The organism is Bacillus sp. 3G2 (assembly GCF_044324725.1).
GTDB classification, from domain to species: domain Bacteria; phylum Bacillota; class Bacilli; order Bacillales; family Bacillaceae_G; genus Bacillus_A; species Bacillus_A mobilis.
Map to the genome: position 1 here is coordinate 1,814,123 of NZ_CP172246.1, position 24,718 is coordinate 1,838,840.

Consider the following 24,718-nt stretch of genomic DNA (forward strand, 5'->3'; position numbering starts at 1 on the left):
TTTTGTGAGAGTTGGCCTTGTAATTTGATAGATAAATTTCTGATTAAGCTTTTTGTATTTAATGTTTTAATGAAAAAGGCTATACTGTAAGCAAAACTAAAATTTGGAAAGGAAATACTAGAACATGGAAAATTATCTATTATTTATCCTTACAGCAATGTTAATCATAATGATGCCTGGTCCTGGTTTTGCACTAGTTACAAAAAATACTATCTCGCATGGTAAAAATGGTGGGATAAAGACTGTTTTAGGAACGATATCTGGAATGATGATTCATACAATAATGGCTACGTTAGGACTTTCTGCTATCTTAATGAAATTTGCTATGTTATTTACATTTATAAAATATGCTGGGGCAGTTTATTTAATTTACTTAGCTGTAAAGTCAATTAAAAGTGCCTTACATAAAAAAGAAGATATATCAGGTTCAGTAGAAATGGAATCTAAGGATATTGGGGCAATTAAAAGCTTTAGACAAGGATTTACTACGGCAATTTTAAACCCAAAAACTGCTGTATTTTTCCTTAGTTTTTTACCTCAATTTATTGTAAGTAATCAAAATCATTTCCTACAATTTCTTTTATTAGGAGTCACATTTACGACTTTGACAGCAATATGGTATTTACTTTATATCTCACTCATACGTCAATTAAGAACTTTTTTAAGAAAAGAAAGAGTGAACCGTACAATAGAGGGTATTACAGGCGCGGTATTATTAGTATTTGGAGTTAGATTGTTTTTCCAAAAATAAATATATATATGAAAAGAGAAATAATCACTATTGATTATTTCTTTTATTTATTCCAAAACTACTATTTTACAATTGATTTCACACCTTCATATTGATTTTATATATCTAATTTGAACTTTAAAACTGACTTCCTCAATAACTTGACCGGTTTGCTTTATAAGAAAAAATCTTACATTATGCGGGCGGGCTGATAACCAGTAGGGGATGGATAAAAAAACATTGATTAAAGTTTCATTTTAAATACTAAGTGTAGTAGAAGTGCAGTGAGATAAAATTCATTAGTCGAAATTTCTTGCATAAAGCTGTATAATGCTTGTAACGAAAAGGAAATACAGGAAAGGATATGTAATGAGTTACTATGGATAAAGATAAACAACAATTAAGTGTTGAAGTTGCAAGATTATATTATCAATCAGATTATAGTCAGCAAGAAATTGCTAACAAATTAAATATTTCAAGACCGACTATCTCTAGATTATTAAAGTACGCGAAAGAAAAAGGGTTTGTTCAAATTAGTATAGCCGATCCATTTGCTGATTTAGATAACGTTGGAAATTTACTGAAAGAAAAGTACAACTTGCTAGAGGCACATGTCGTATTTTCACCAGTGCCAGAATATGCAACGATTACAGAGTATATTAGTAAATATGCAGCTGAGTATATGGAAAAGACGGTTAAAAACGGTGATATCGTTGGTGTAAGCTGGGGAATGACGATGTATGAAATCGCTAGAAAAATCGTACCACAACATGTAAAAGGTGTAGAGGTTGTCCAATTAAAAGGTGGTATTAGTCATTCAAGTGTAAACACATATGCGAATGAGACCATTGCTTTATTTGCAGATGCTTTTCAAACGACGCCAAGAAATTTACCACTACCAGTAATATTTGATAATGCAGTGACAAAGGAATTAGTAGAGCAGGATCGACATATTCATCACATTATTGAAATGGGGAAACAAGCGAATATTGCAATTTTCACTGTAGGGACAGTGCGAGACGAAGCGCTATTATTCCGATTAGGCTATTTCGATAAGGATGAAACAAGTTTACTCAAAAAACAATCGGTCGGTGACATTTGTTCACGTTTCTTTGATGGAGACGGAAATATTAGTAGTGAAGAAATTAATCAACGTACAATTGGGATTGAGTTAGAAGAATTAAAATTGAAGAAACGCTCTATTTTAGTTGCCGGTGGTAATAGAAAAATAAAATCAATTGATGGTGCGTTACGTGGCGGGTATGCAAATGTATTAATTATTGATCAGCATACGGCGAAGGAATTGTTACATTATCAAAAAGATTAGAAATAAAAGGCTTTCTCAAGATGTTAATTTTGAGAAAGCCTTTTATTTTTACTATGAGTAAATCAAGGTGTAGTATCTTGTAAAGTATTTGTAAGAAACGCTCTTCATTTGATCTCCCTTTTCAAAGGTTATAGAGTTAGCCATAACATCTCTGTCTACAAAACTCCATCCATCTTGCTCCATCATTTTGATAAAAGGTTCCATTTTTCCGCGTTTTACTAAGTATGGCGATTGATCATCTATCGAACTTACTTCTACCATCTCTTTATTTTGAATAGCCAGTTTAGACATAGCTAAAGCAAATGGAATGGGATTACCTTCTTGGAAAATAACATCCCTTTTTTGAAAAATAAATATGGATAGTAAGGTGCATACTAGCAATGTGAATATAAAGAATTTTGATTTTAACAAGGGGATCACATCCTTTTAATTACAATTTTACACTATTTTCAATTTATCTTAATAAATTCCTTCTCGGAAAAGAATGAACAAAATTTCAAAAGTGTATTTACATTTGTTCAGCTAAGAGTTAGAATGAAGTTGTTAAAAGATATGAGGAGTGAAGATAATGAATATTGCAAAGTTAATTGACCATACAATTTTAAAAGCTAATACTACAAAAGAAGATGTTATGAAAGTAATCGAAGAAGCAAAGGAATATAAATTCGCTTCTGTTTGTATTAATCCTACATGGGTGAAGCTAGCTGCTGAAGAATTAGCTGGACATGATGTAGATGTTTGTACTGTAATCGGTTTCCCATTAGGAGCAAGCACTACTGAAACAAAAGCTTTCGAAACAAAAGATGCTATCGCAAAAGGTGCAACTGAAGTAGATATGGTAATCAACGTAGGTGCTTTAAAAGATGGCGATAACGAGTTCGTTGAAAAAGATATTTATGAAGTAGTACAAGCAGCAAAAGGAAAAGCTCTTGTAAAAGTAATCATTGAAACTTGCCTATTAACAGATGAAGAGAAAGTACGAGCTTGTGAATTATCAGTAAAAGCTGGTGCTGACTTCGTAAAAACTTCAACTGGATTCTCAACTGGCGGAGCAACTGCTGAAGATATCGCATTAATGCGTAAAACAGTAGGACCAAACGTTGGTGTAAAAGCATCTGGTGGCGTTCGTACACGTGAAGATGCAGACAAAATGGTAGCTGCTGGAGCTTCTCGCGTTGGAGCAAGTGCTAGTGTTGCAATCGTATTAAATGATGCAAAAGGTGCTACAGATAACTACTAATCATTAATGAAGTCAAAAGCAATAGATACACAAAGTAAAGTGTATCTATTGCTTTAACAATTGAAAAAAATGTAAGCGGATACGAATGGGAGGAGACGGCTTATGAAATACTTAATTGGTATTTTTGGCCTCGTATTGATTTTAGGTATCGCTTGGCTTGCTAGTAATAATAGAAAGAAAGTCAAATATCGTCCAATCATAACGATGGTTATATTACAATTTATTTTGGGGTTTTTATTATTAAATACAAGTGTAGGGAATATATTAATTAGCGGAATAGCAGATGGTTTTGGAGAGTTATTAAAATATGCCGCTGATGGTGTGAATTTCGTATTTGGTGGATTAGTAAATCAAAAAGAGTTCTCGTTCTTTTTAAGTGTATTAATGCCAATCGTATTTATCTCAGCTTTAATAGGTATTTTGCAACACATTAAAGTATTACCTATTATTGTGAAATCTATCGGTCTAGCATTAAGTAAAGTAAATGGAATGGGGAAACTAGAATCATATAATGCAGTTGCATCTGCGATTTTAGGACAATCTGAAGTGTTTATTTCAGTTAAGAAACAATTAGGGTTATTGCCAGAGAAAAGAATGTATACATTATGTGCATCTGCAATGTCTACCGTTTCAATGTCTATCGTCGGATCATATATGGTGTTATTAAAACCGCAATATGTTGTAACCGCTTTAGTTCTTAACTTATTCGGTGGTTTTATTATCGCTTCTATCATTAACCCGTATGAAGTTACTGAAGAAGAAGATATGTTAGAAGTACAAGAAGAAGAGAAAAAGACTTTCTTTGAAGTATTAGGGGAATACATTATAGATGGATTTAAAGTTGCGATTACAGTAGCAGCTATGCTAGTTGGTTTCGTAGCTCTTATCGCATTCATTAATGCCGTATTTAAAGGTGTAATCGGTATCTCATTCCAAGAAATACTTGGTTATGTATTTGCGCCATTTGCATTTATTATGGGTGTACCTTGGCATGAAGCAGTTAATGCCGGAAATATTATGGCAACAAAATTAGTATCAAATGAATTTGTCGCTATGACAGATTTAGCACAAGGGAACTTTAATTTCTCAGACAGAACGACAGCGATTATATCGGTATTCTTAGTTTCATTTGCAAACTTCTCTTCAATTGGAATTATTGCAGGGGCAGTTAAGAGCCTAAATGAAAAGCAAGGGAATGTAGTCGCAAGATTCGGCTTGAAATTACTTTTCGGTGCAACATTAGTAAGTTTCTTATCAGCAACAATCGTTGGCTTATTATTTTAATAGATTTATATCATATAAAAAGGAATGGTGATTGTAATGAGAATGGTAGATATTATTGCAAAAAAACGTGACGGCAAAGAATTAACGACTGAAGAAATCAAGTTCTTTATTAATGGATATACAGATGGAAGTATTCCTGATTATCAAGTGAGTGCACTTGCAATGGCAATCTTCTTTAAAGATATGACAGATCGTGAACGTGCAGATTTAACGATGGCAATGGTGGAGTCTGGAGAAACAATCGACTTATCAGCAATTGAAGGAATTAAAGTAGACAAACATTCAACTGGCGGTGTTGGTGATACAACAACATTAGTACTAGGGCCATTAGTAGCTGCTTTAGATGTACCGGTAGCAAAAATGTCTGGTCGTGGTTTAGGACATACAGGCGGAACGATTGATAAATTAGAAGCGGTAGAAGGATTCCACGTTGAAATTACGAAAGAGCAGTTCATTGATATTGTAAACCGTGACAAAGTTGCTGTTATTGGACAAACAGGAAACTTAACACCAGCCGATAAAAAGATTTATGCATTACGCGATGTAACAGGAACAGTAAACTCAATTCCTTTAATCGCAAGTTCAATTATGAGTAAAAAAATTGCAGCTGGTGCTGACGCGATCGTACTTGATGTAAAAACAGGTGCTGGCGCATTTATGAAAACAGAAGAAGATGCAAAAGAATTAGCACATGCAATGGTACGTATCGGAAATAATGTAGGACGTCAAACTATGGCTGTTATTTCAGATATGTCACAACCTCTTGGATTTGCGATTGGTAATGCTCTAGAAGTGAAAGAAGCGATTGATACGTTAAAAGGTGAAGGTCCAGAAGATTTAACAGAATTAGTACTTGTATTAGGAAGTCAAATGGTCGTACTTGCGAAAAAAGCAAATACATTAGAAGAAGCTCGTGAAATGCTAATTGAAGTTATGAAAAACGGAAAAGCAACTGAGAAGTTTAAAGAATTCTTAAGCAATCAAGGCGGAGATAGCTCAATTGTAGACAATCCAGAAAAAATGCCACAGGCGAAGTATGTAATTGATGTGCCTGCTAAAACTTCAGGTGTTATTTCTAACATTGTTGCAGATGAGATTGGTATTGCAGCTATGTTACTAGGTGCTGGCCGTGCGACAAAAGAAGATGAAATCGATTTAGCAGTAGGATTAATGTTACGTAAAAAAGTTGGCGATGCAGTAAAAGAAGGCGAGCCATTCGTAACGATCTATGCAAATCGTGAAAATGTAGAAGATGTAAAAGCAAAAATTTATGAGAACATTTCTATCGCTGAAACAGCAGTGGCTCCTAAATTAGTGCACACAGTGATTACTGACTAATCATAACCACATTTACTTTGAGGAGGAAATAATATGGATAAGAAAAAATATATTGAAGAAGCAAATAAGATGTTAGCAAAAGCATATATTCCGTATTCAAAATTTCCTGTTGGTGCAGCGTTAGTTACGAAAGAAGGTAAAATCTATACTGGTTGTAATATAGAAAATGCTTCTTACGGTTTATGTAACTGTGCAGAAAGAACAGCGATCTTTAAAGCAGTATCAGAAGGAGAGCGCGATTTTAGTTACTTAGTTATTACAGGCGAAACGGATGGACCGATTTCACCATGTGGTGCTTGTAGACAAGTGATAGCTGAATTCTGTGAACCGAAAATGCCAGTTTTACTAACGAATGTAAAAGGCGACGAAAAAGAAGTGACTGTTGAGCAATTACTTCCAGGCGCTTTCTCGATAGAAGATTTAAAATAAGTTGAAAAGCCATTCCGCAATTATGAATTGTGGGATGGTTTTTTTATTTTCAAAAATTGAATGTAATATTTTGTTCATATTCCGTTCATAAACTTTGCTTAAAATAATTGCAGCGAATATAGAAAGTTTACAACAGGAGGAATAGAATGAAGAGATTATATAATGCGGCATTCATTTACTTAATTATTGGTTTATTATCAGGAGTATTTGCAAGAGAGTATACGAAAGCACAAGGAATTAAAGGATCCACAATGTTGCAATTAGTGCATACACATGTATTAGTGCTCGGTTTCGTATTCTGTTTAATTGCTTTAGCTTTATGTAAAGTGTTTCATGTACAAGAGACAAAGAGCTTTCGTGCATGGTTTGTTGTTTATAATGTCGGATTGATTTTTACTATTGCTACAATGCTATGGAGAGGTCTTCTACAAGTAAATGGAACTGACTTTAACGGTTTAAGCCATATGGCTGGATTAGGTCATGTTATTATAAGTATCGGGCTCGTTTGGTTTATGATTTTGCTCAAAAAGTCTGTTAAATAGATAGGAGTGGGGAGAGTATGATAGCACTTTTATCAAGTATTTTAGCGGTTTGTATGGCCGTTGGTGTCATGTTTCTGCGCTTTAAAGCAGCGAAAAAACCGGTAACGAAAAAGAAAATTATATTACCGCCAATTTTTATGAGTACTGGTGCAATGATGTACTTCTTACCAGAGTTTCGATTAACATCGTTAGAAATAGTAGAGGCAATTAGTGTAGGACTTATTTTCTCTATATTTCTAATTAAAACAACTAAGCTCGAAATAAGGGCCGAACATATATTTATGAAACCGTCAAAAGCATTCATATTTATTTTAGTCGGATTATTGGCTGTACGAGTAGCGTTAAAATCATATTTAAGTCAATCAATTGATTTAGCACAGTTAAGCGGAATGTTTTTCTTACTCGCATTTGCGATGATTGTATCGTGGAGAATTGCGATGTATCGTTCATATGCTAAATTAGAAAAGACAATAAAAAGAGCTGGAATTTCTAAATAGGAATTCCGGCTCTTTTTATGTTTTATACGATTGTTTTTCTCGCTTTAATTTCATTTGCTTAATTTTAAACGTATTTGAGCATCTTGTAATGCAGCTGGTGTAACGTTAAGACCATGTTGATCAACAATTTTTGTGTTTAATAAAATGGAATCTAAGCTTCCACGAAATGTTTTTGTATAGTTTTGACGCAATATTTGTTGTTCTTGTTTTTCATCAACTGTTAATCCAGATGCTTTTTCTTTTTTTGATAATTCGTTAATACGGAATAAAATGTTTTTCATTTGATTCACCTCTAGTTAGATTTAATTACATTAGTTACTTACTAATGTATAGTTATTGTAACCTATCTTTTAATAAGTGTCAATGCCTATAAACATTCCTTGTTTTGTAAGTGTATGGGGTGATAAATAATGAAAAAACTACAAATACTTGAAATAGAAAAGATGTTAATATACAATACCCTAGTAGGGTATATAAAGTATTGTTTTACTTTATGAGAGTAATAAGCAAAAAGGAGTATGTAATAATGAATGCAGTAATTTCAAAGAAAGAAACAATCATCTCATATACGATTGCTATTTTATATATTTTAGCTATGGTAACAGCTGGTGTGTTATTAAATGATCCGGAAGTCATTTTGCCAGAAATAGCTGCGATGGCAGTTGCTTTATGGGCATATCGTGAGCCAGGGTGGCTAAGACAACCTGATAAAATTTTTATTGCACCGTCAATAACGGCTGTGATAGGTTTTATGGTGAATCAAATGGATATAGCCTATTTAGGGAAAGTAAGCTTAACGCTTGTATTCATGATGCTGTTTTTACGTGTAATTCAATCCAATTTAGCACCATCAATTGCGACAGGTTTATTACCATTAGTAACAAATGCGACGGAATGGTCATTTGTTATCGCGGTATTTGCTTTAACATTTATTTTAATGATAGGTGTTCTTATATTTAAATTGAACAACGGTATTGAGCGAAAAGTGCAAATACAGTATAAATATATGATTGTATTTCTAATACTAAATTTCGTATGGATCAGTTTATGTTGGATAACTGGTTATGAACAATTAGCAGTTATTCCACCAATATTAGTTGTTGTGTATGAATCACTTCAAAAGCCGATGTACAATGAAAAAATGGCTTTTAAACAAATATTAGTATTAACTGCATCTGCAACTGTTGGAACGTTATTGTACTTTACGATTGATTCATGGATTGTAGTCACTTTATTAAATATGATATTAATGCTTATTTTATTAAAAATCGTTGGAGTACGTATTCCAGCAGCGTATGCATTTCCACTATTGCCGCTCGTATTTCCAGATGAAATGATAAAGATGTTACCAGTAGCTTCATTTGTTGCGGGAGTATTTTTATTTGGTGCAGTACTACTGTATAAAAAGTGGGAGATGAAGCAAAAGGGTATGCAAATGTAGAGAAGGAAATACAATCCTTAGTTAGCATAAAAAATAGACACCTGCGGGTGTCTATTTTCATTAAATGAAGTTTAGCTTAACTCATTTAAACAATTAACAAGTTCTGTCGCTTTAGAAAAGAATGGTGAATGATCAGCTTCCAAAGTAATTATTTTCGTGCAAGGGGTCTCTGTATTCATTCGGCGCTGAAAATCAATCGGAATCGCTCTATCTAGAGTTGTTTCGATATAAATACGATTTACAGTTCCAAAGTTCTCTTCTGATATTTTTAGCTCTTGTTGGAACGGTCCTAGTGGTTGAGGACGCATTTGATTAAAAGATGCTTCTTTAATAGAACCGTCTTCTGTAGCATTTAAAAATGTTTGTTCAATCAACTCTGGTATAAGTTCTGCAGTTAATTCATTCTCATTTATAGAGAATTGTGGTCCGGTTTCTCCATTTAATTTACTACCAAGACTTTCTCCATTTTGTGGTAAGAATGCACAAAGATATACTAATTTATCGATTTTATTTGGTATAAGTTCAGCGGTTTGAGTGGTCACAATTCCACCCATACTATGTCCAACAAGAATAACTTTTTCATTTTGTTGATTTATAGTAGCTGTTACTGCATTAACATAAGAATCCAACGTTATATTTTGGGAGGGAGTCATATCTTTCCCGTTTCCAGGTAAGTCTAGTGTAATAACAGTGTGACCTAAAGCCTCTAGTTGAGGTTTTACTAATTCCCATGCCCATTCACCTTGCCATGCCCCATGTACTAAAACGTAAGTACTCATTTAATCAACACTCCTCTAATGTTTATATGTTTATTTTTTCGTAATATTGATGATGTATAATTAGTGTATATGAAGTGAGTTGATAAATATAATGAAGCTTATTTATAGATGATATAAATATTTTTTATATAAGGAGAACAGAATGAACGTTTTTGATTTTAAAGTTTTTAAATACGTGGCTCGTTTGAACAGCATTAGTTTAGCTGCTAAGGAATTACATATGACACAGCCGGCTATAACTCATATCATAAACAAATTAGAAAAACGATATGCTATCACATTATTTGATCGCTCTAGACAAGGAACTGTTTTAACTGAAAATGGAAAAGAATTTTTAATTTGTGTAGATCGACTTCTAATCGAGTATGAAAATCTTGAAGAAACAGCTTTAAAATTGAAGAATAATAACTTGTATAAGATTGTATTAGCTACTTATCCTTCAGTTACTGTATATTGTTTGGCTGAGTGTATCAAATTAGGTAATTTTGATCACAGTCAGTATGTGCTTGCAGTTCGAGAGGGAAGCTATCAGGAAGTTTTAGATTGGTTGTCTTCTGGAAGTGCAGATTTTTCTATTTCTATAAAAGAAAATTTAATACAAGGATTTCATTATGATGTCATTGGTGAAGATCCGTATGTTATGGTTTCTTCAAAGTTTGTTCCACCTAATCTTACTATTAAAGAGTTGAAAAATTATCCTTTTATTATGCCGCTTTCTGGTTGTAAAGAAGTACTTGAACCATATTTGACGAAAAATGAAATAGTAGTTAATAAAGTGATGGAATCAGAGACCATTAGTTCAGCATTAGCACTTGCTTTACAGGTTAACGGTATAACAATTGTTCCAGTATCAGGACTACATAAGCAAATTATTAATGATTTCATTGTGCAACCGATAGAAATTAGAATTCCACGACAACTTATTATGCAGTGGTCACCTAAAAAAGAGAATGATCCACTGTTTCTGGCGTTTGTTATGAATTTGCTAAGCCAACTACAACAAAAGAAAAAATGAATAAATAAAATGATCTAAAAGGTAAGCTCATTTTACTGAAGCTTACCTTTTGGATGTATTACCAATATAGAGCAGTATCATAAAGTCCGATTAAAATGAGTAGGACACCGGCTATACGTTGAATGTTTTTTCCTATTTTTCGGCTCTTTTTAAGTAGTGCCCCATTTAATCCAAGGTAGGAGATGATGAACATTAATATAACGATAGGGAGAGCTGTTCCTACCGAAAAGAATGTCGGAAACAAGTAACCATAATTATATGAGAAAGATAGAGGGATTAACGTTCCAAAAAATAGAACGAACATAGTTGGGCAGAAAGCTAAGGAAAAGAAGAATCCAAGTAAAAATGAGCCAACTTCATTTTGTTTTTTTATAAATTTGATTGAGAAGAGATTTTTTCCTTTTATAATACCTGTTAACATTAACCCCATTAAAATTAATAAAGGTCCGATCATTTTTCGTAACCATGGGAAATACAAAGTTAATATTTGCTGAATCTCTTTTCCTAAGAACCATACTAATAGTCCAAGTGTCGTAAAAGCTATTATTTTTCCTAAAATGAATAACAGTATATGTTTCCATGCATATCTCTTTTGTAAAGATTGATTGCCATAAAGTGTAATAGCGCTAATGTTTCCTGTTAATTGGCAAGGAGCAAGTGTACCTACAATGCCTAATAAAAACGCAAATAAAAGAGGTACTGATTTCGTAGCATTCGCGACACCTATTAAAGGAGACATGAGTTGATAGCTCCATTCACTAATTATTGAAAACACGTTATATTCACCTTTCTAATTAAATTGTAATGTTCCCTCTTTAGTAATCTGTTTCCACGTTTTACCCTCATCGGTAGAAAGGAACACATTTGCTTTCATTGTAGCAAATACGATTTCAGCTGAATTTTGAGGGTTTTGTGAAATATACATAATTGCATCTTTAGAATCTAAAAGTGGAATTTGTATGTTTGTCTCTTCATTTGTTGCAATTGATTTCTTCATTACGATTTGCTTATTGATAGGGGCGTAAATAACATCTTCATTACTTAATGTAACTGCGGTCGATTCAAGTGATTTAGAGAATAATTCAAACGTATTTCCATAATCCGTAGATAAATATACACCGTCTTTAGCACTTACAGCGACTACACTAGATTGATCCGGATGTACTGAAAAGGAATGAATCGTACTTGAAAGACCTTTTAACTTACTATTTTTCCAATCTTGTCCGTTGTTCGTACTAAAATAAAAACCTTGTTGTAATTTAGAATTTGGACGCTCATTGTATAAATAAATTGCTTCCGTATTATATCCGACAGCAAGGTTATGAAAATCAGATTCTCCGTAAAAAGCTAGCTTTTCAAGGGTATTACCGCCATCAGAACTTTTCATTAATCCTAAAGGGTTTTTTAAATTTGCTCCTGGTTCAGGATGACCGCTGGAAAAGAATCCGTTCTTCGTTGCTTGAAATCCCATATAATCATGTAATCCAGTCTTAGTTTCAAGCCATTTTCCATTATGATAAACTTTTATCCCGCTATGAGTGGCGATAGAAACCCCAGGCATATTTCCTGCATAGCCAATTCCGTGAATGTGCTCGATTTTTCCAGATGTAATTTCTTTATAGAAGTCTTGCGGACTCGTATTTGCTGTTTCTATATTTTTTGACTCAGATTGCACCGTTTCTTTCTTCACGGGTGCTGTTTCGGTGTTGCTAGAACATCCAGTAATTATGAATAAGGAAGTAATTGCTAACCCAGTTGCTACATAATGTTTCAAAGTTGTGGCTCCTTTCCTATATATGAGATTTTAAGTATATGGAATAAATGTCAAGAAATTGTGGAGTTGTATGCATAATGTAGATTAGAGGGGTACTAGTAAGGGGGGATTTTCCTTTTTCTATGAGTACTATTAATTGACGAAAAATTGTAACAATAATAAAATAAATTGATTAGATAATTAGTTTTTTAATCATACATAGAACGCTAGGGGGATTATTATGAAATCAACATTTTTTGCTCAAAATAGAGAACGATTAGTAAACACATTACCAGACGAATCTATTACTATTTTATTTGCGGGACAAGCACCTCATATGTCAGCGGATGCACATTATAAATTTGTGCCGAATCGAAATTTTTACTATGTAACAGGAATCGATGAACCAAATGTTATTTTCATGTTGAAGAAGTTTGGAAATAGTGTAGAAGAAACACTTTTCATTGAAAAATCAGATCCAGTAATGGAAAAATGGGTCGGTAAAACAGTTTCTAACGAAGAAGCAGAGAAAATTTCAGGTATAAAGAAAGTTGTATATTTAGATAGCTTTGAAAAGACAATGTCAAATATACTTTTTACAGAAAATGTGAAGCATCTATATTTAGATTTAGAGCGTCGTGAGTGGAATGGTACGGAGACAAAAACGCTAGCATTTTCTAAACATGTAAGAGAACAGTATCCACACGTTTTAATTGGTAATGTATATCCGAATATTTGTGAATTACGAGTGTTTAAAACAGAAGAAGAAGTTGAAATCATTAAAGAAGCGATTGCTGTAACGAAAGAGGGTATTTACAACGTACTTAAGCATGCAAAAGCTGACATGATGGAGTATGAGTTAGAAGCTCAGTTTGATTTCACACTGAAATCATCTGGCATTAAGCATCATGCGTTCAATACAATTTTGGCAAGTGGAAAAAATGCTACAGTTCTTCATTATGAAGATAATGATGCACAAATTCAAAATGGTGATTTAGTACTGCTAGATTTAGGTGCTCAAAAAGACTACTATAATGCTGATATTAGTTATACTTTCCCGGCAAATGGAACATTCTCTAGTCGCCAAAAACAAATGTATAATATTGTATTAAAAGCATTGAAAGAAACAACGAAACTCATTAAGCCAGGAGTAAAGTTTGCTGCATTAAATGAGCATACAAAAAAGGTACTAGCAGAAGAGTGTAAAGCAATTGGTTTAATTCAGGAAGACGAAGAGTTATCAAAATACTATTATCACGGTGTCAGCCATTTCCTTGGTTTAGATACGCATGATGTAGGAACATATAAAGAGAGAGTGTTAGAAGAAGGTATGGTTATAACAATTGAACCTGGTCTTTATATTGAAGAAGAATCAATTGGAATTCGTATTGAAGATGACATTCTTGTAACGAAAGACGGACATGAAAACTTGTCAAAAGATATTATTAGAGAAGTTGAAGAGATTGAAGCGTTTATGAGAGAAAATAATGTATATGTAAAAGAAGATGAAGTTGTTACGAAATAATCATTAGTAGAGGCGCTCAATTTTGGGCGTCTTTTTATTTTGCACATTTTATATCTCCATATTTTCTTGAAAATTGTCTTCTATAATAATCTTGAAAAAGAAAAAGGAGGAATTTTCCATGAAGAGATTTTTGTTAATAGCAGTTACAGTCTCTGTCATATCTTTAATTGCTGCATGTTCTGCGACCACAAATACAACAAATGATCATAAAAATATGAACGATAAAAAAACAACACAGACTGAAACGGCTACAAAACCACTGGAAGTTGTAGAAGGGCCAGAAGTTACTTTAGTAGCGAAAGAAGAAAAACAAAAGCTAAGTAGCGGTGTTATTGTTCCAGTCTGGACATTTAATGGTTCATCTCCTGGTCCAGAAATCAGGGTGAAAAAAGGTGAAAAGGTTAAAGTGACATTAAAAAATGAATTATCTGCACCAGTATCTATTCATTGGCATGGATATCCTGTCCCAAATAATATGGATGGAATTCCAGGCGTGACGCAAGATGCGGTTGAATCAGGAAAAAGTTTCACCTATGAATTTGAGGCGAACGTACCAGGAACGTATTGGTATCATTCACATCAAGATTCTGTAAATCAATTAGATAGAGGTTTATATGGAGCGCTCATTGTAGAAGATACAAAGGAAAAATATGATAAAGATTACACATTAATGCTAGATGAATGGATAACAGATAAAGAAGAAATTAATAAACAGTTAAAAGAAATGACAAAAGGGCAAAAAGATAATAAATTTAAGGAAAATGAAAATAAGAAAAAGAATGATGATAAGAACGCTATGGATCATTCCGGTATGGACATGGGCAGTGATAAAAAAGACTCTAGTAATATGGCAGGAATGGACCATGGAAATATGAAGATGGAAGTTCATGATATGAGTATGTATGATTTATTCACAGTCAATGGTAAAAGTGGGGATTTAGTAGAACCATTAAAAGTGAATAAGGGAGATAAAGTTCGTTTTCGACTCGTTAATGCTGGTTATCTATCACATGATATACACGTTCACGGTCATGATATAAAAGTAATTGCGACAGATGGTCAACCAATAAACGATCCAAAAGTTATAAAGGATCAAGTCATTTCAATCGCACCGGGTGAACGTTATGATGTTGAATTTACTGCTAACAATACTGGGAAATGGTATGTTGAAGACCATTCAGAAAATAAAGGTGCAAAAGGAATGAAAGCAGTTATTGAATATGAAGGTAGTACAGGGACGAAAGAAAAAGCAAACGAAAAAGAAAAATTACCGAAATTAGATATAACGAAATACGGTGCTAAAAAATTAGGTAGTTTCACGTTAAATCAGCAGTATACTGCCACATATAATATGGACTTAAATACGCAAATGAATGGAAATGAAATGGTATATACAATTAACGGAAAGGTATTTCCGGATATTGATCCGATTTCAGTAAAAAAGGGTGATTTAGTAAAAGTAAAATTGATAAATCGTTCTAAAATGGACGATCATCCAATGCATTTACATGGTCACTTCTTCCAAGTGTTGAGTAAAGATGGAAAACCGATTGAAGGTTCTCCAATTGTGAAAGATACGTTGAACCTAAAACCAGATGAAGAATATGAAGTAGCCTTTGTAGCAGATAATCCGGGTGATTGGATGTTCCACTGTCATGATTTACACCATGCTTCAGCGGGGATGGTAACAGAAGTGAAATATACAGATTATAAATCTGACTATGTTCCCAACCCAAACATTCCTAATAAGCCAGAATAATATGAAGCAGTTATCCTATGGATAGCTGCTTATTCATTTTCGTTGCAAGTGTTAATGTATATGTTGATCATGCCCGGATGAAGGTGGGGGAGTATGATCTGGGAATGTCACGAATACGGCAACGATAATTACTACACTAATTGAAAGTAATAATAAAAAACGCTTTTGGATAAAAGTAGAAAAGGTTTCTGATAAAAGTTGAATCATACATGACATAGTTATTGTTATCGTAAGTAATAGGCTAATGAATAGTATACTATGGGCTTGTTGAGCATTTAACATTTCTGTAATCATTGCTCCCATCATACTTGCCATTAATCCAGAGAACATTCCTTCTAAAGCGGTATATAGGTGAAAACGTAGACCGACTAAAAAACCGATACAACCACTAATCAAAATTGCAAGCAAAGTAGAATGTAGTAAATCACCTTTAAAAAGAATACCTAAATAAAAACCGATACTTAAACCCGTACTCATACTAAAAGACATAATAAATACCATATACTCCATTAGGGTACCCTTACGTTTAGAAATGTATGATGTAATAAGAATCGAGATACAACAAAGTGTTAAGGCGGCTAATGTGTAAGCGAACATTATGATACCTCCCTGTTCTATCATTCATTTCATCATATGTTCATATGGAGAGTACTTATGCTTATTTATATCTGCAAATTATCTGCACGATTTAAAATAAAAGTAAGCAGTAATGAAGGAAAGGGCTCTCGGTATTTGAGGTCTATAAGCATGAGAAAGAAATTTTTATATAATGAGTTTCTATTGTGAACCTACAAAGAATAAGCGTATAATATTATAGTTATCCCATTACCCGGGATAACCGGCGAATGATAAATAAGATTGATGTTTTATCATCGTCTCTAAACAGATAGACAATGAAAGTAACACTGGAATACAGATAGGGAGTTATAAAATGAAATTAATTATTGCCGAGAAACCAGATCAAGGTTTGGCTCTTGTTTCACAGTTTAAATATCGCCGGAAAGATGGATATTTAGAAGTAGAAGCGAATGAGTTATTTCCAAATGGAGCGTACTGTACATGGGCAATTGGTCATTTGACGCAGTTATGTAATCCAGAGCATTATCACGCAGAGTGGAAAAAATGGTCACTTAATACGTTACCGATGATTCCAGAGCGTTTTCAATTTGAAGTAACAAAATCAAAGTATAAGCAATTTAATGTTGTGAAACAGCTGTTACATAATCCACAGGTAACAGAAATTATTCACGCGGGCGATGCCGGGCGTGAAGGGGAATTGATTGTACGAAATATTATTAACCTTTGCAACGTCCAAAAGCCGATGAAGCGTCTTTGGATTTCATCTTTAACGAAACAAGCTATATACCAGGGATTTAAAAATTTACTAGATGAAGCAGATACAATTAATACGTACTATGAGGCGTATACAAGGTCATGTGCGGACTGGGTTGTTGGTATGAATGCTTCACGTGTCTTTAGTATTTTGCTAAAGAAAAAAGGAATGAACGATGTATTTTCCGCTGGACGTGTACAGACACCGACACTCGCATTAATTGTAAAGCGTGAAAAAGAAATAGAAAACTTTAAGTCTGAGCCATTTTGGGAAGTGTTTGCAACCTTTAATATAGAAGGAAAGAAGTATGAGGGGAAATGGGAGAAGGATAGTGAGTCCCGCTTACAAGACCCTGATATGGCAAATAAAATTGCGGCATTTTGCCAAGGGAAACCGGCTGTAGTAAAAGAAATGAAAACGGAGCGTAAAGAGTTTCAGCCGCCGTTTTTATTTAATTTATCCGCACTGCAAGCGACAGCTAATAAAGCTTTTAAATTTTCACCGAAAAAGACGCTTGATATAACACAAGCACTATATCAAAAAGGGATAGTTTCTTATCCGCGTTCGGATTCTAACTATGTTACACAAGGAGAAGCAGCGACGTTCCCTGATATTTTACAGAAGTTAAGTCAGTTTGATGAATATAAAGGGTTATTGCCAGCACCAATTGAATCGATTATGAATAATAAGCGTTATGTGAATGAAAAAAAAGTTACAGATCACTACGCTATTATTCCGACAGAGCAAGTTACAAACCCAAGCAAACTATCAGGTGATGAAAAGAAAATTTACGATATGATCGTAAGAAGACTGATTGCGGCGCATTATGAAGTAGCAATCTTTGACTACACAACGATTACAACTCTTGTAGATGAACGTGCTGAATTCATTTCAAAAGGAAAACAGCAAATTCAAGAAGGTTGGCGTAAAGTTATTTTCCAAGATGATAAAGATGACGAAACAATTCTTCCAATTGTCGCAGAAGGTGAACAAGGGAAAGTTGTAAAGGTGAAAGTGAAAGAAGGAAAAACACAGCCACCGAAGCGTTATACAGAAGGACAACTTATTACGTTAATGAAAACGGCAGGTAAGTATTTAGAGAACGAAGAGCTTGAGAAAGTGTTAAAGAAAACAGAGGGTTTAGGTACGGAGGCAACTCGCGCTGGAATTATTACGATGCTGAAAGACCGTAAATATATAGATGTGAAGAAGAACCAAGTGTATGCAACCGATAAAGGGAAAGTATTAATTACCGCAATCGGAGACAAAATACTAGCTTCACCAGAAATGACAGCGAAATGGGAGCAGCGTCTTGCGGAAATCGGGGAAGGCACAGCATCACCAGCTACATTTATGGAGCAAACGAAAAAGCTATCAGCTAAAATTATTGAAGATGCAGTGGAAATGTCGGAGAAATGGGATTTCACTGGATTACATGTTGAGTCGATTGAGCGAAAAGGATCGAAATTTACAACAGGTAAAAAGGTAGGTAGCTGCAAAAAGTGTGATGGCGATGTGATTGATAAGTCAACGTTTTACGGTTGTTCTAACTACAACACGACACAATGTGATTTTACCATCTCAAAGAAGATATTAAGTAAAACAATTTCGCAAAAAAATATGACAAAGCTCCTAAAAGGTGAAAAGACCGATTTAATTAAAGGTTTTACAAAGGGCGAGAAAACATTTGATGCGAAGTTAGAATGGAAAGATAATAAAATTAATTTTGTGTTTGAGAATTAAGTGGTTTTAACTAATAAAAGGTTAAGTTTTAAAAAGCATGACAATTTTATGTCATGCTTTTTTATTTTATATGCTAACGATAAAAAATATTTGAAAGATAGTATTTAAATAGGGCGTTTATATTATCTTTACCATTTACTTTATATAAGAGGAAAAAATAATTAAGAGAAACTGAGAGTAGTTTATACAGATGTTTGTGGAAATATGCAATAAAAATATCATCTTAAATAATAAATATTTATTGTAAAACGATAAAAAATATATTAAAATCAAAAACAGAATAAATAATTGTGGTACTTTTTATAGAAAAGGTAACAACTATATTTTTTTAATTAGAGGAGGTATAAGTATGGACACTAACAATTTGATTATTGAAAATATGGATAATCCTCATGAGTTAGAGAGAATGTATAGAAAAGACCCAAAAGCTTTTAAAAAGTCATTCTCACAAGCATGGGATGAAAATCCTGATTCTCAGGTTCTAGCTACTTGGTATGAAAGGATGCATTTCAAGGAAACGGAAAATGCAGAAAAAATATCGCTGTTTCAAAAAGGTTTCTTATTCATGGGTATGTTAGCTATTTTAGCTGGGTTAAGCACCAGAATCATTTTCCACTTTGTCGAGCAGGGAGCAATTGCTCCAATTAACCTAGCTTTTGGTGTAATTCCTTTTATTGTTGCTTATTTTATTTACAATAATACTCCGAAAAAAAGTATTATTTATTTCCTTGCGGCGTTGTTCCTAATTTCCGGATTGTATCTTAATATGTTGCCATTAAATTATAAAGACAGCAGTATTCTTGCTTATTTACATCTTCCTATATTGTTATGGGTCTTATTGGGACTTGCGTTTACGGGAAATGAATATTCAAAAGGTAGTACAAGATTAGCGTATATTAAATTTAATTTAGAATATGGTCTTCTCTACGCGAGCATGGCTGTATGCGGAATGATACTAGCAGTATTCACTATGAAGTTATTTAGCTTCGTTGACTTGGATATAGGAGAATTCTATTTTAGTAATGTTGTATTATTTGGAGCAGCCGCTCTAGCTGTAGTGGCTGCATATTTAGTATCAATGAACCTTAAACTTGCTAAAAATATTACACCATATATAGCTAAAATTTTTAGTCCACTTGTACTGATTACATTGTTGATCTATCTTATAACGGTTATATGGAGTGGGAAAAATCCATTCTTGGACCGCAATTTCCTAATGGCCTTCAATGGAATACTTCTTGGTGTATTGGCTGTTACCATATTTTCTATCGTTGAGAGTGACTCAGATGAGAAAAAGAGCATTTCAGATTATATAAATTTTGCCTTAATTGTTCTGGCGCTTATTATTGACACTGTCGCATTGTCAGCCATCGTATTCAGACTTTCTTCTTACGGGATTACACCTAATAGACTTGCTGTTTTAGGCGTAAACATACTGATTTGGGCAAATCTCATTTGGATTATGTTTTCCTATATGCGTTTCTTGCAAAACAAATCAGGACCGACAGCTATTCAAGACGCCGTTACGAAGTATTTGCCAATCTACGGACTTTGGGCAGCTTTCGTCATATTTACTTTTCCTATAATGTTTAATTAGAAAGGCTTTGTTAATATAGCGTGTCTAAAACGTATAAAATCCTTAGAGCCGATAATTATCGTTACTTCTATAATTTCTCGGCAATAAAAAAACGTCCTAAAGTAGGACGCTTTTTTATTATGTGTATTGCTTTTTTTTCTTAATAAGCAACAATATTTGTGAAACACAAGCAAGTACTGGCAGTTCAATTAACGGTCCAATAACGAGTGCAAGTGCAATAAGAGGTTCGTCTGGAAAAGCTGTTACAGCGATAGCGAGTGCAACAGGTGAGTTTCTTGCTAATGTTGTTAAGTTTAGACTTACTGTATCTTTATAAGATAAACGCATTATGCGCCCAATAAATTGTCCTAGGACAAAATTAATGATGAAGAACAATAGAACCGGAATGAGTAATAGTAAAACGACATTCATATTTTGTAGTAAATATTTACCTTGTGATGCAAACATCGCTACGATTGCTAAGCTTAAAAATATAATTTGAGCAGAGCTGAAAAACGGAATGAGTGTATTCTCAAGTGTTTCAGTTTTTTTCAGTTTATTCATAATGAACTTTGTAGCGTGTGCAAGTACAAATGGTAAGATGATGACGATAACTATACTTTCTACTAAAACAGAAACCGCTACAGTCTTCATGACACCAGCAAATAAAAATAAATAAATGGGAAGGAGTAGTACTTGCAATATTAAATTTACAGGCAAAATTGCAGTAGAAAGTGCTACATTTCCTTTCGCTATTTCAGTAAAGATTAAGTACCAATCTGTACATGGAGTAACCATTAACATAATAAATCCAACCCAAAGTGCCGGATGATCTGAAAGAAATAGAGCTCCTAATCCCCAAGCTAGTAAAGGTGTCCATAAAAAATTAATGGTGAGGCTCGTTCCAGCGAATTTTAAATTCCGGAATCCATTTTTTATTTCTTTCAATGGAATGCTGAGGAATAATCCATACAGCATGAAAAATAAGAATGGGACAATAAAGTGCTCTGCATACATATGTATCAAATTAAATTGTCCGAGTACGATGCCGCATGTAACAGCAAAAAGAATAATAAAAGTTTGAATCTTTTCTATAGTGCTCATGAATAAATCCTTTCTAAATATGAATTGCCCTCTCTACATTCATTATACAAACAATGAAGTTACAATGGTGTTTAAATTGTATGTGGGTTTTTATTTTTAATTCAAGATATTATTTTTTATTTAAAGTTACTTGACTAAAGTAAGTAGTGTGTATTACAATCACTTACATAAGGTAATTAAATAACAAAAAGTTTTAGGTGTTTTTACTTAAGGTATCAATTGGAACTTTTTATTAGAATAAGAATTTTTATGATGATGAATAATGAATATGACAAGAAAGCTTAGGTGAAGAAAATGGGATTATTTAGCTCATTATTTGGTAAAAAAGAAGAAAATACAAAAGTAGAGGGGAATAAAACAATGTCAAAAGTATTATTTGTAAAAGCAAACGATCGTCCAGCGGAGCAAGCAGTTAGTTCAAGAATGTATGAAACATTTGTAAGTGCTTATAAAGAAGCGAACCCAAATACAGAAATTACGGAGTTAGATTTATTTGCATTAGATCTTCCGTATTACGGAAATATCGCTATTTCAGGTGGATATAAACGTAGTCAAGGAATGGAGTTAACGGCAGAAGAAGAGAAGGCTGTAGCAACGGTAGATCAGTATTTAAATCAGTTTTTAGAAGCTGATAAAGTTGTATTTGCGTTCCCGCTATGGAACTTCACAGTTCCAGCGCCATTAATTACGTATATTTCATATTTATCTCAAGCTGGAAAAACATTTAAATATACGGCAAATGGCCCAGTAGGTTTAGCTGGTGATAAGAAAGTCGTTGTGTTAGGTGCGCGTGGTTCAGATTACTCTTCAGAACAAATGGCTCCTATGGAAATGGCAGTCAATTATGTAACGAATGTACTTGGGTTCTGGGGAATTACAAATCCAGAGACGGTTGTAATTGAAGGACACAATCAATATCCAGATCGTTCACAACAAATTGTTGAAGAAGGTTTAGAGAACGTTAAAAAAGTAGCGGCGAAATTTTAATTGATAGTAAATGTAAAAACCAACATGGATGACCATGTTGGTTTTTTAGTCTATTTCTATGTTAAAAAATGTATATTTATAAAATAAAAGAAAAGTTTGAAAATAGTATTGCAAAATATTATATTTCAAACTATAATGAGGTCAAGAATAGTTGATACTTAAGTTAAATATTCAGAAAATTCAATTAGTTAAAAATGGAAATGAGATAAAAGGATTGGAATGGAGGTTATATTATGACGAACAAAGTACCGTTTTCGTTCATAGTAGTTATTGGTTTAATGTTATTCGCACTATTTTTTGGAGCAGGAAATTTAATATTCCCGGCAATGCTTGGTCAATCGGCAGGAGAGAATGTATGGATTGCTAACGCTGGATTTTTAGTAACTGGTGTTGGGTTACCATTACTAGGAGTATTAGCATTTGGTATTTCAGGCAAAGAGGATTTACAATCGTTAGCAAGCCGCGTGCATCCAGTATTCGGAATTGTATTTACGACAGTTTTATATTTAGCAATTGGTCCGTTATTCGCTATTCCGAGAACAGGCAGCGTTTCTTATGAAATTGGTATTAAGCCATTCGTGACAGAAGGTTTCAGTTCTACAGCACTTATTCTTTTTACAATTGTATTCTTTAGCATTACTTGTTTTTTTTCGCTAAATCCCGCGAAAATTGTCGATATTGTAGGCAAAATCTTAACGCCAATTAAATTAACGTTCATTGGAATTTTAGTAGCATTTGCTTTTATTCATCCAATGGGAGAAATGCAAGCACCTGCAGAGGCGTATAAATCACATGCGTTCTTTAAAGGGTTCCAAGAAGGTTACTTAACAATGGATACGTTAGCATCATTCGTATTTGGTATCATCATCATAAATGCGATTAAAGAAAAGGGCGCAAAAACGAAAAAAGATATTATGATTGTTTGTGCAAAAGCAACACTTATTGCTGCATCTATTTTAGCAATAATCTATTCAGCACTTTCATTTATGGGAGCTTCAAGTGTTGCAAAACTTGGCCACTTAGATAACGGTGGTGCAGTATTAGCAAAAGTTTCAAACTATTATTTCGGGTCATACGGCGGAATTATATTAGGGATTATGGTTATAGCGGCATGTTTAACTACTAGTGTTGGACTAGTCTCAGCTTGTTCTTCATTTTTCCATAAGTTATTCCCAAGCGTTTCATATAAAAAGATTGCAATTGTATTATCAGTGTTCAGTGCAGTTGTTGCGAATGTAGGTTTAACACAATTAATCGCAATTTCTGTTCCAGTATTAATCGCAATTTATCCATTAGCAATCGTATTAATTTTCCTAACACTCCTTCATCCATTATTTAAAGGACGAGCAGAAGTGTATCAAGGTAGCTTGTTAATAACATTTATTGTAAGTATGTTTGATGGATTAAATGCAGCTGGTATGAAATTAGCAGTAGTGAACGAGATTCTTACTAAGTTACTTCCAATGCACGAAGTTGGGCTAGGTTGGATTTTACCAGCACTTATTGGTGGACTAATCGGATACGGCATTAGCATTGTGAAAGTAAAAAATGAAGTTCAACCAACAGCTAGTGCGAATAAGAAAATAGGTTAAATAAAAAAGTTATAGAACTTGTTTCTATAACTTTTTTTGTTACTATTAATAATGAAAGAAAATAAAGTAGTAGGGGAAATAAAATGAAAAAAACAATTGATCATATTGGCATCGCAGTTCGAGATATAGATAGCACGATACGTTTTTATGAAAAGGTATTGTTAGGAACTTTAATAGATCGTTACGTAAGTGAAGCTCCTGGTGTGGAAAGCGAAGTAGCCATTCTTGAAGTGGATGGGGATAGAATTGAATTACTTGCACCGACGAATAATACGACTTCACCAATTGCTCGATTTATAAAGCAAAAAGGTAAAGGTGTTCATCACGTTGCATATCGTGTCGATGATTTAGATGTGGCTCTAGAAGAGTTAAAAGAACAAGGTATTCGAACGTTAGAGCATACACTTCGAATTAATAAGCATGGTAGAAGATTAATATATCTTAACCCAGCGGATACAGAGGGAACAATCATTGAGTATTGTGATTATCCGGAAGAGAAATAAAGTTCAATCTTAAGCAAAGGAGTTACATTATAATGTAACTCCTTTTTATTTATGTATTTGTGAGAGGTGACAAAAAAGTTATACATTTTATAAGAAAGTCATATCTTATATAAAGATGTAGAATGAGCTGATTATGCTCCTCTTCCGCGGCAATATGTTACAGGGGAGACTAATTTGTAGCCAACTATATATTTTTAGGTAATATAATATAAAAAGTTAAT

At 33.6% G+C, this 24,718-nt stretch carries 24 protein-coding genes; 17 read left to right on the forward strand and 7 right to left on the reverse strand.

Going from position 1 to position 24,718, the window contains the following annotated elements; genetic code table 11:
* Positions 1-124: 124 nt before the first annotated feature.
* Positions 125-751, forward strand: a complete 627-nt coding sequence (locus ACHZK0_RS09285) for a LysE family translocator (protein WP_098870971.1) — start codon at positions 125-127, stop codon at positions 749-751.
* A 358-nt stretch (positions 752-1,109) separates the two neighbouring features.
* Entirely contained in the window at positions 1,110-2,057 is a 948-nt protein-coding gene (locus tag ACHZK0_RS09290; protein WP_071721768.1) for a sugar-binding transcriptional regulator, read from the forward strand.
* A gap of 51 nt (positions 2,058-2,108) precedes the next feature.
* Here the strand turns inward: ACHZK0_RS09290 and ACHZK0_RS09295 are convergent, their stop codons facing one another.
* The gene (locus tag ACHZK0_RS09295) at positions 2,109-2,468 is read right to left on the reverse strand and encodes a hypothetical protein (protein WP_262740821.1); all 360 of its coding nucleotides are present in this window, start codon (positions 2,466-2,468) and stop codon (positions 2,109-2,111) included.
* Between the two features lie 157 nt (positions 2,469-2,625).
* Between ACHZK0_RS09295 and deoC the strand changes: the two genes are divergently transcribed.
* The 6 genes from deoC to ACHZK0_RS09325 all read left to right on the forward strand — a co-directional run bounded on the left by deoC (position 2,626) and on the right by ACHZK0_RS09325 (position 7,387).
* Complete coding sequence (gene deoC, locus ACHZK0_RS09300) at positions 2,626-3,297, forward strand: deoxyribose-phosphate aldolase (RefSeq protein WP_001017444.1); 672 nt, start codon at positions 2,626-2,628, stop codon at positions 3,295-3,297.
* Positions 3,298-3,399: 102 nt separating this feature from the next.
* Positions 3,400-4,581, forward strand: coding sequence for a NupC/NupG family nucleoside CNT transporter (locus tag ACHZK0_RS09305; RefSeq protein WP_000876173.1), 1,182 nt, complete (start codon positions 3,400-3,402; stop codon positions 4,579-4,581).
* Between the two features lie 36 nt (positions 4,582-4,617).
* Positions 4,618-5,919, forward strand: a complete 1,302-nt coding sequence (locus ACHZK0_RS09310) for a pyrimidine-nucleoside phosphorylase (protein ID WP_001983022.1) — start codon at positions 4,618-4,620, stop codon at positions 5,917-5,919.
* Between the two features lie 33 nt (positions 5,920-5,952).
* The gene (locus tag ACHZK0_RS09315) at positions 5,953-6,348 is read left to right on the forward strand and encodes a cytidine deaminase (RefSeq protein ID WP_000358522.1); all 396 of its coding nucleotides are present in this window, start codon (positions 5,953-5,955) and stop codon (positions 6,346-6,348) included.
* 146 nt (positions 6,349-6,494) lie between these two features.
* Positions 6,495-6,890: a DUF2871 domain-containing protein gene (locus ACHZK0_RS09320; RefSeq protein ID WP_071721767.1), complete on the forward strand. Its 396-nt coding sequence runs from the start codon at positions 6,495-6,497 to the stop codon at positions 6,888-6,890.
* A gap of 17 nt (positions 6,891-6,907) precedes the next feature.
* Positions 6,908-7,387, forward strand: coding sequence for a CcdC family protein (locus tag ACHZK0_RS09325; RefSeq protein WP_262740822.1), 480 nt, complete (start codon positions 6,908-6,910; stop codon positions 7,385-7,387).
* A gap of 50 nt (positions 7,388-7,437) precedes the next feature.
* Here the strand turns inward: ACHZK0_RS09325 and ACHZK0_RS09330 are convergent, their stop codons facing one another.
* Positions 7,438-7,668, reverse strand: a complete 231-nt coding sequence (locus ACHZK0_RS09330; RefSeq protein ID WP_064476400.1) for a DUF896 domain-containing protein — start codon at positions 7,666-7,668, stop codon at positions 7,438-7,440.
* 245 nt (positions 7,669-7,913) lie between these two features.
* On the opposite strand from ACHZK0_RS09330, the gene ACHZK0_RS09335 reads away from it, so the two are divergent.
* Positions 7,914-8,828 (forward strand): hypothetical protein, encoded by a 915-nt coding sequence (locus ACHZK0_RS09335; RefSeq protein WP_262740823.1) that lies wholly within the window; start codon positions 7,914-7,916, stop codon positions 8,826-8,828.
* A gap of 71 nt (positions 8,829-8,899) precedes the next feature.
* On the opposite strand, the gene ACHZK0_RS09340 is transcribed toward ACHZK0_RS09335, so the two are convergent.
* Complete coding sequence (locus tag ACHZK0_RS09340; RefSeq protein ID WP_262740824.1) at positions 8,900-9,607, reverse strand: alpha/beta fold hydrolase; 708 nt, start codon at positions 9,605-9,607, stop codon at positions 8,900-8,902.
* 142 nt (positions 9,608-9,749) lie between these two features.
* Between ACHZK0_RS09340 and ACHZK0_RS09345 the strand changes: the two genes are divergently transcribed.
* A complete protein-coding gene (locus ACHZK0_RS09345; protein WP_001100318.1) occupies positions 9,750-10,622 on the forward strand; it encodes a LysR family transcriptional regulator in 873 nt (290 codons plus the stop codon).
* Between the two features lie 58 nt (positions 10,623-10,680).
* Here ACHZK0_RS09345 and ACHZK0_RS09350 read toward each other — a convergent pair whose 3' ends face one another.
* Together ACHZK0_RS09350 and ACHZK0_RS09355 are read right to left on the reverse strand one after the other, a co-directional pair.
* On the reverse strand, positions 10,681-11,397 hold the full coding sequence (locus tag ACHZK0_RS09350; RefSeq protein ID WP_220389043.1) for a sulfite exporter TauE/SafE family protein: 717 nt from the start codon (positions 11,395-11,397) through the stop codon (positions 10,681-10,683).
* Between the two features lie 15 nt (positions 11,398-11,412).
* A complete protein-coding gene (locus tag ACHZK0_RS09355) occupies positions 11,413-12,396 on the reverse strand; it encodes a F510_1955 family glycosylhydrolase (protein WP_270606920.1) in 984 nt (327 codons plus the stop codon).
* Between the two features lie 220 nt (positions 12,397-12,616).
* On the opposite strand from ACHZK0_RS09355, the gene ACHZK0_RS09360 reads away from it, so the two are divergent.
* Both ACHZK0_RS09360 and ACHZK0_RS09365 read left to right on the forward strand, forming a co-directional pair.
* Positions 12,617-13,900, forward strand: coding sequence for an aminopeptidase P family protein (locus ACHZK0_RS09360; RefSeq protein ID WP_270606919.1), 1,284 nt, complete (start codon positions 12,617-12,619; stop codon positions 13,898-13,900).
* A gap of 118 nt (positions 13,901-14,018) precedes the next feature.
* Entirely contained in the window at positions 14,019-15,659 is a 1,641-nt protein-coding gene (locus ACHZK0_RS09365; RefSeq protein ID WP_395761473.1) for a multicopper oxidase family protein, read from the forward strand.
* Positions 15,660-15,710: 51 nt separating this feature from the next.
* Here ACHZK0_RS09365 and ACHZK0_RS09370 read toward each other — a convergent pair whose 3' ends face one another.
* Positions 15,711-16,256 (reverse strand): hypothetical protein, encoded by a 546-nt coding sequence (locus ACHZK0_RS09370; protein WP_395761474.1) that lies wholly within the window; start codon positions 16,254-16,256, stop codon positions 15,711-15,713.
* Between the two features lie 334 nt (positions 16,257-16,590).
* On the opposite strand from ACHZK0_RS09370, the gene topB reads away from it, so the two are divergent.
* Together topB and ACHZK0_RS09380 are read left to right on the forward strand one after the other, a co-directional pair.
* Positions 16,591-18,735 (forward strand): DNA topoisomerase III, encoded by a 2,145-nt coding sequence (topB, locus tag ACHZK0_RS09375; protein WP_063260205.1) that lies wholly within the window; start codon positions 16,591-16,593, stop codon positions 18,733-18,735.
* Between the two features lie 349 nt (positions 18,736-19,084).
* Positions 19,085-20,332 carry a DUF4153 domain-containing protein gene (locus ACHZK0_RS09380; RefSeq protein ID WP_270343359.1) on the forward strand — a complete coding sequence of 416 codons (1,248 nt, stop codon included), beginning with the start codon at positions 19,085-19,087 and terminating at the stop codon, positions 20,330-20,332.
* Between the two features lie 117 nt (positions 20,333-20,449).
* On the opposite strand, the gene ACHZK0_RS09385 is transcribed toward ACHZK0_RS09380, so the two are convergent.
* A complete protein-coding gene (locus ACHZK0_RS09385; RefSeq protein ID WP_270343357.1) occupies positions 20,450-21,415 on the reverse strand; it encodes an arsenic resistance protein in 966 nt (321 codons plus the stop codon).
* A gap of 294 nt (positions 21,416-21,709) precedes the next feature.
* On the opposite strand from ACHZK0_RS09385, the gene ACHZK0_RS09390 reads away from it, so the two are divergent.
* From ACHZK0_RS09390 to ACHZK0_RS09400, 3 genes are all read left to right on the forward strand, one after another.
* A complete protein-coding gene (locus tag ACHZK0_RS09390; protein WP_088063037.1) occupies positions 21,710-22,402 on the forward strand; it encodes an FMN-dependent NADH-azoreductase in 693 nt (230 codons plus the stop codon).
* A 233-nt stretch (positions 22,403-22,635) separates the two neighbouring features.
* A complete protein-coding gene (gene brnQ / locus ACHZK0_RS09395; protein ID WP_262743481.1) occupies positions 22,636-23,994 on the forward strand; it encodes a branched-chain amino acid transport system II carrier protein in 1,359 nt (452 codons plus the stop codon).
* A gap of 83 nt (positions 23,995-24,077) precedes the next feature.
* The gene (locus ACHZK0_RS09400; protein WP_000750833.1) at positions 24,078-24,497 is read left to right on the forward strand and encodes a VOC family protein; all 420 of its coding nucleotides are present in this window, start codon (positions 24,078-24,080) and stop codon (positions 24,495-24,497) included.
* The last annotated feature ends 221 nt before the right edge of the window (positions 24,498-24,718 follow it).

Excerpts from the sequence above, each read along its gene's own strand:
- ACHZK0_RS09285 (WP_098870971.1), top strand. The coding sequence starts at position 125 with ATGGAAAATTATCTATTATTTATCCTTACAGCAATGTTAATCATAATG.
- ACHZK0_RS09290 (WP_071721768.1), top strand. The coding sequence starts at position 1,110 with ATGGATAAAGATAAACAACAATTAAGTGTTGAAGTTGCAAGATTATAT.
- deoC (WP_001017444.1), top strand. The coding sequence starts at position 2,626 with ATGAATATTGCAAAGTTAATTGACCATACAATTTTAAAAGCTAATACT.
- ACHZK0_RS09305 (WP_000876173.1), top strand. The coding sequence starts at position 3,400 with ATGAAATACTTAATTGGTATTTTTGGCCTCGTATTGATTTTAGGTATC.
- ACHZK0_RS09310 (WP_001983022.1), top strand. The coding sequence starts at position 4,618 with ATGAGAATGGTAGATATTATTGCAAAAAAACGTGACGGCAAAGAATTA.
- ACHZK0_RS09315 (WP_000358522.1), top strand. The coding sequence starts at position 5,953 with ATGGATAAGAAAAAATATATTGAAGAAGCAAATAAGATGTTAGCAAAA.
- ACHZK0_RS09320 (WP_071721767.1), top strand. The coding sequence starts at position 6,495 with ATGAAGAGATTATATAATGCGGCATTCATTTACTTAATTATTGGTTTA.
- ACHZK0_RS09325 (WP_262740822.1), top strand. The coding sequence starts at position 6,908 with ATGATAGCACTTTTATCAAGTATTTTAGCGGTTTGTATGGCCGTTGGT.
- ACHZK0_RS09330 (WP_064476400.1), bottom strand. The coding sequence starts at position 7,668 with ATGAAAAACATTTTATTCCGTATTAACGAATTATCAAAAAAAGAAAAA.
- ACHZK0_RS09335 (WP_262740823.1), top strand. The coding sequence starts at position 7,914 with ATGAATGCAGTAATTTCAAAGAAAGAAACAATCATCTCATATACGATT.
- ACHZK0_RS09340 (WP_262740824.1), bottom strand. The coding sequence starts at position 9,607 with ATGAGTACTTACGTTTTAGTACATGGGGCATGGCAAGGTGAATGGGCA.
- ACHZK0_RS09345 (WP_001100318.1), top strand. The coding sequence starts at position 9,750 with ATGAACGTTTTTGATTTTAAAGTTTTTAAATACGTGGCTCGTTTGAAC.
- ACHZK0_RS09360 (WP_270606919.1), top strand. The coding sequence starts at position 12,617 with ATGAAATCAACATTTTTTGCTCAAAATAGAGAACGATTAGTAAACACA.
- ACHZK0_RS09365 (WP_395761473.1), top strand. The coding sequence starts at position 14,019 with ATGAAGAGATTTTTGTTAATAGCAGTTACAGTCTCTGTCATATCTTTA.
- ACHZK0_RS09370 (WP_395761474.1), bottom strand. The coding sequence starts at position 16,256 with ATGTTCGCTTACACATTAGCCGCCTTAACACTTTGTTGTATCTCGATT.
- topB (WP_063260205.1), top strand. The coding sequence starts at position 16,591 with ATGAAATTAATTATTGCCGAGAAACCAGATCAAGGTTTGGCTCTTGTT.
- ACHZK0_RS09380 (WP_270343359.1), top strand. The coding sequence starts at position 19,085 with ATGGACACTAACAATTTGATTATTGAAAATATGGATAATCCTCATGAG.
- ACHZK0_RS09385 (WP_270343357.1), bottom strand. The coding sequence starts at position 21,415 with ATGAGCACTATAGAAAAGATTCAAACTTTTATTATTCTTTTTGCTGTT.
- ACHZK0_RS09390 (WP_088063037.1), top strand. The coding sequence starts at position 21,710 with ATGGGATTATTTAGCTCATTATTTGGTAAAAAAGAAGAAAATACAAAA.
- brnQ (WP_262743481.1), top strand. The coding sequence starts at position 22,636 with ATGACGAACAAAGTACCGTTTTCGTTCATAGTAGTTATTGGTTTAATG.
- ACHZK0_RS09400 (WP_000750833.1), top strand. The coding sequence starts at position 24,078 with ATGAAAAAAACAATTGATCATATTGGCATCGCAGTTCGAGATATAGAT.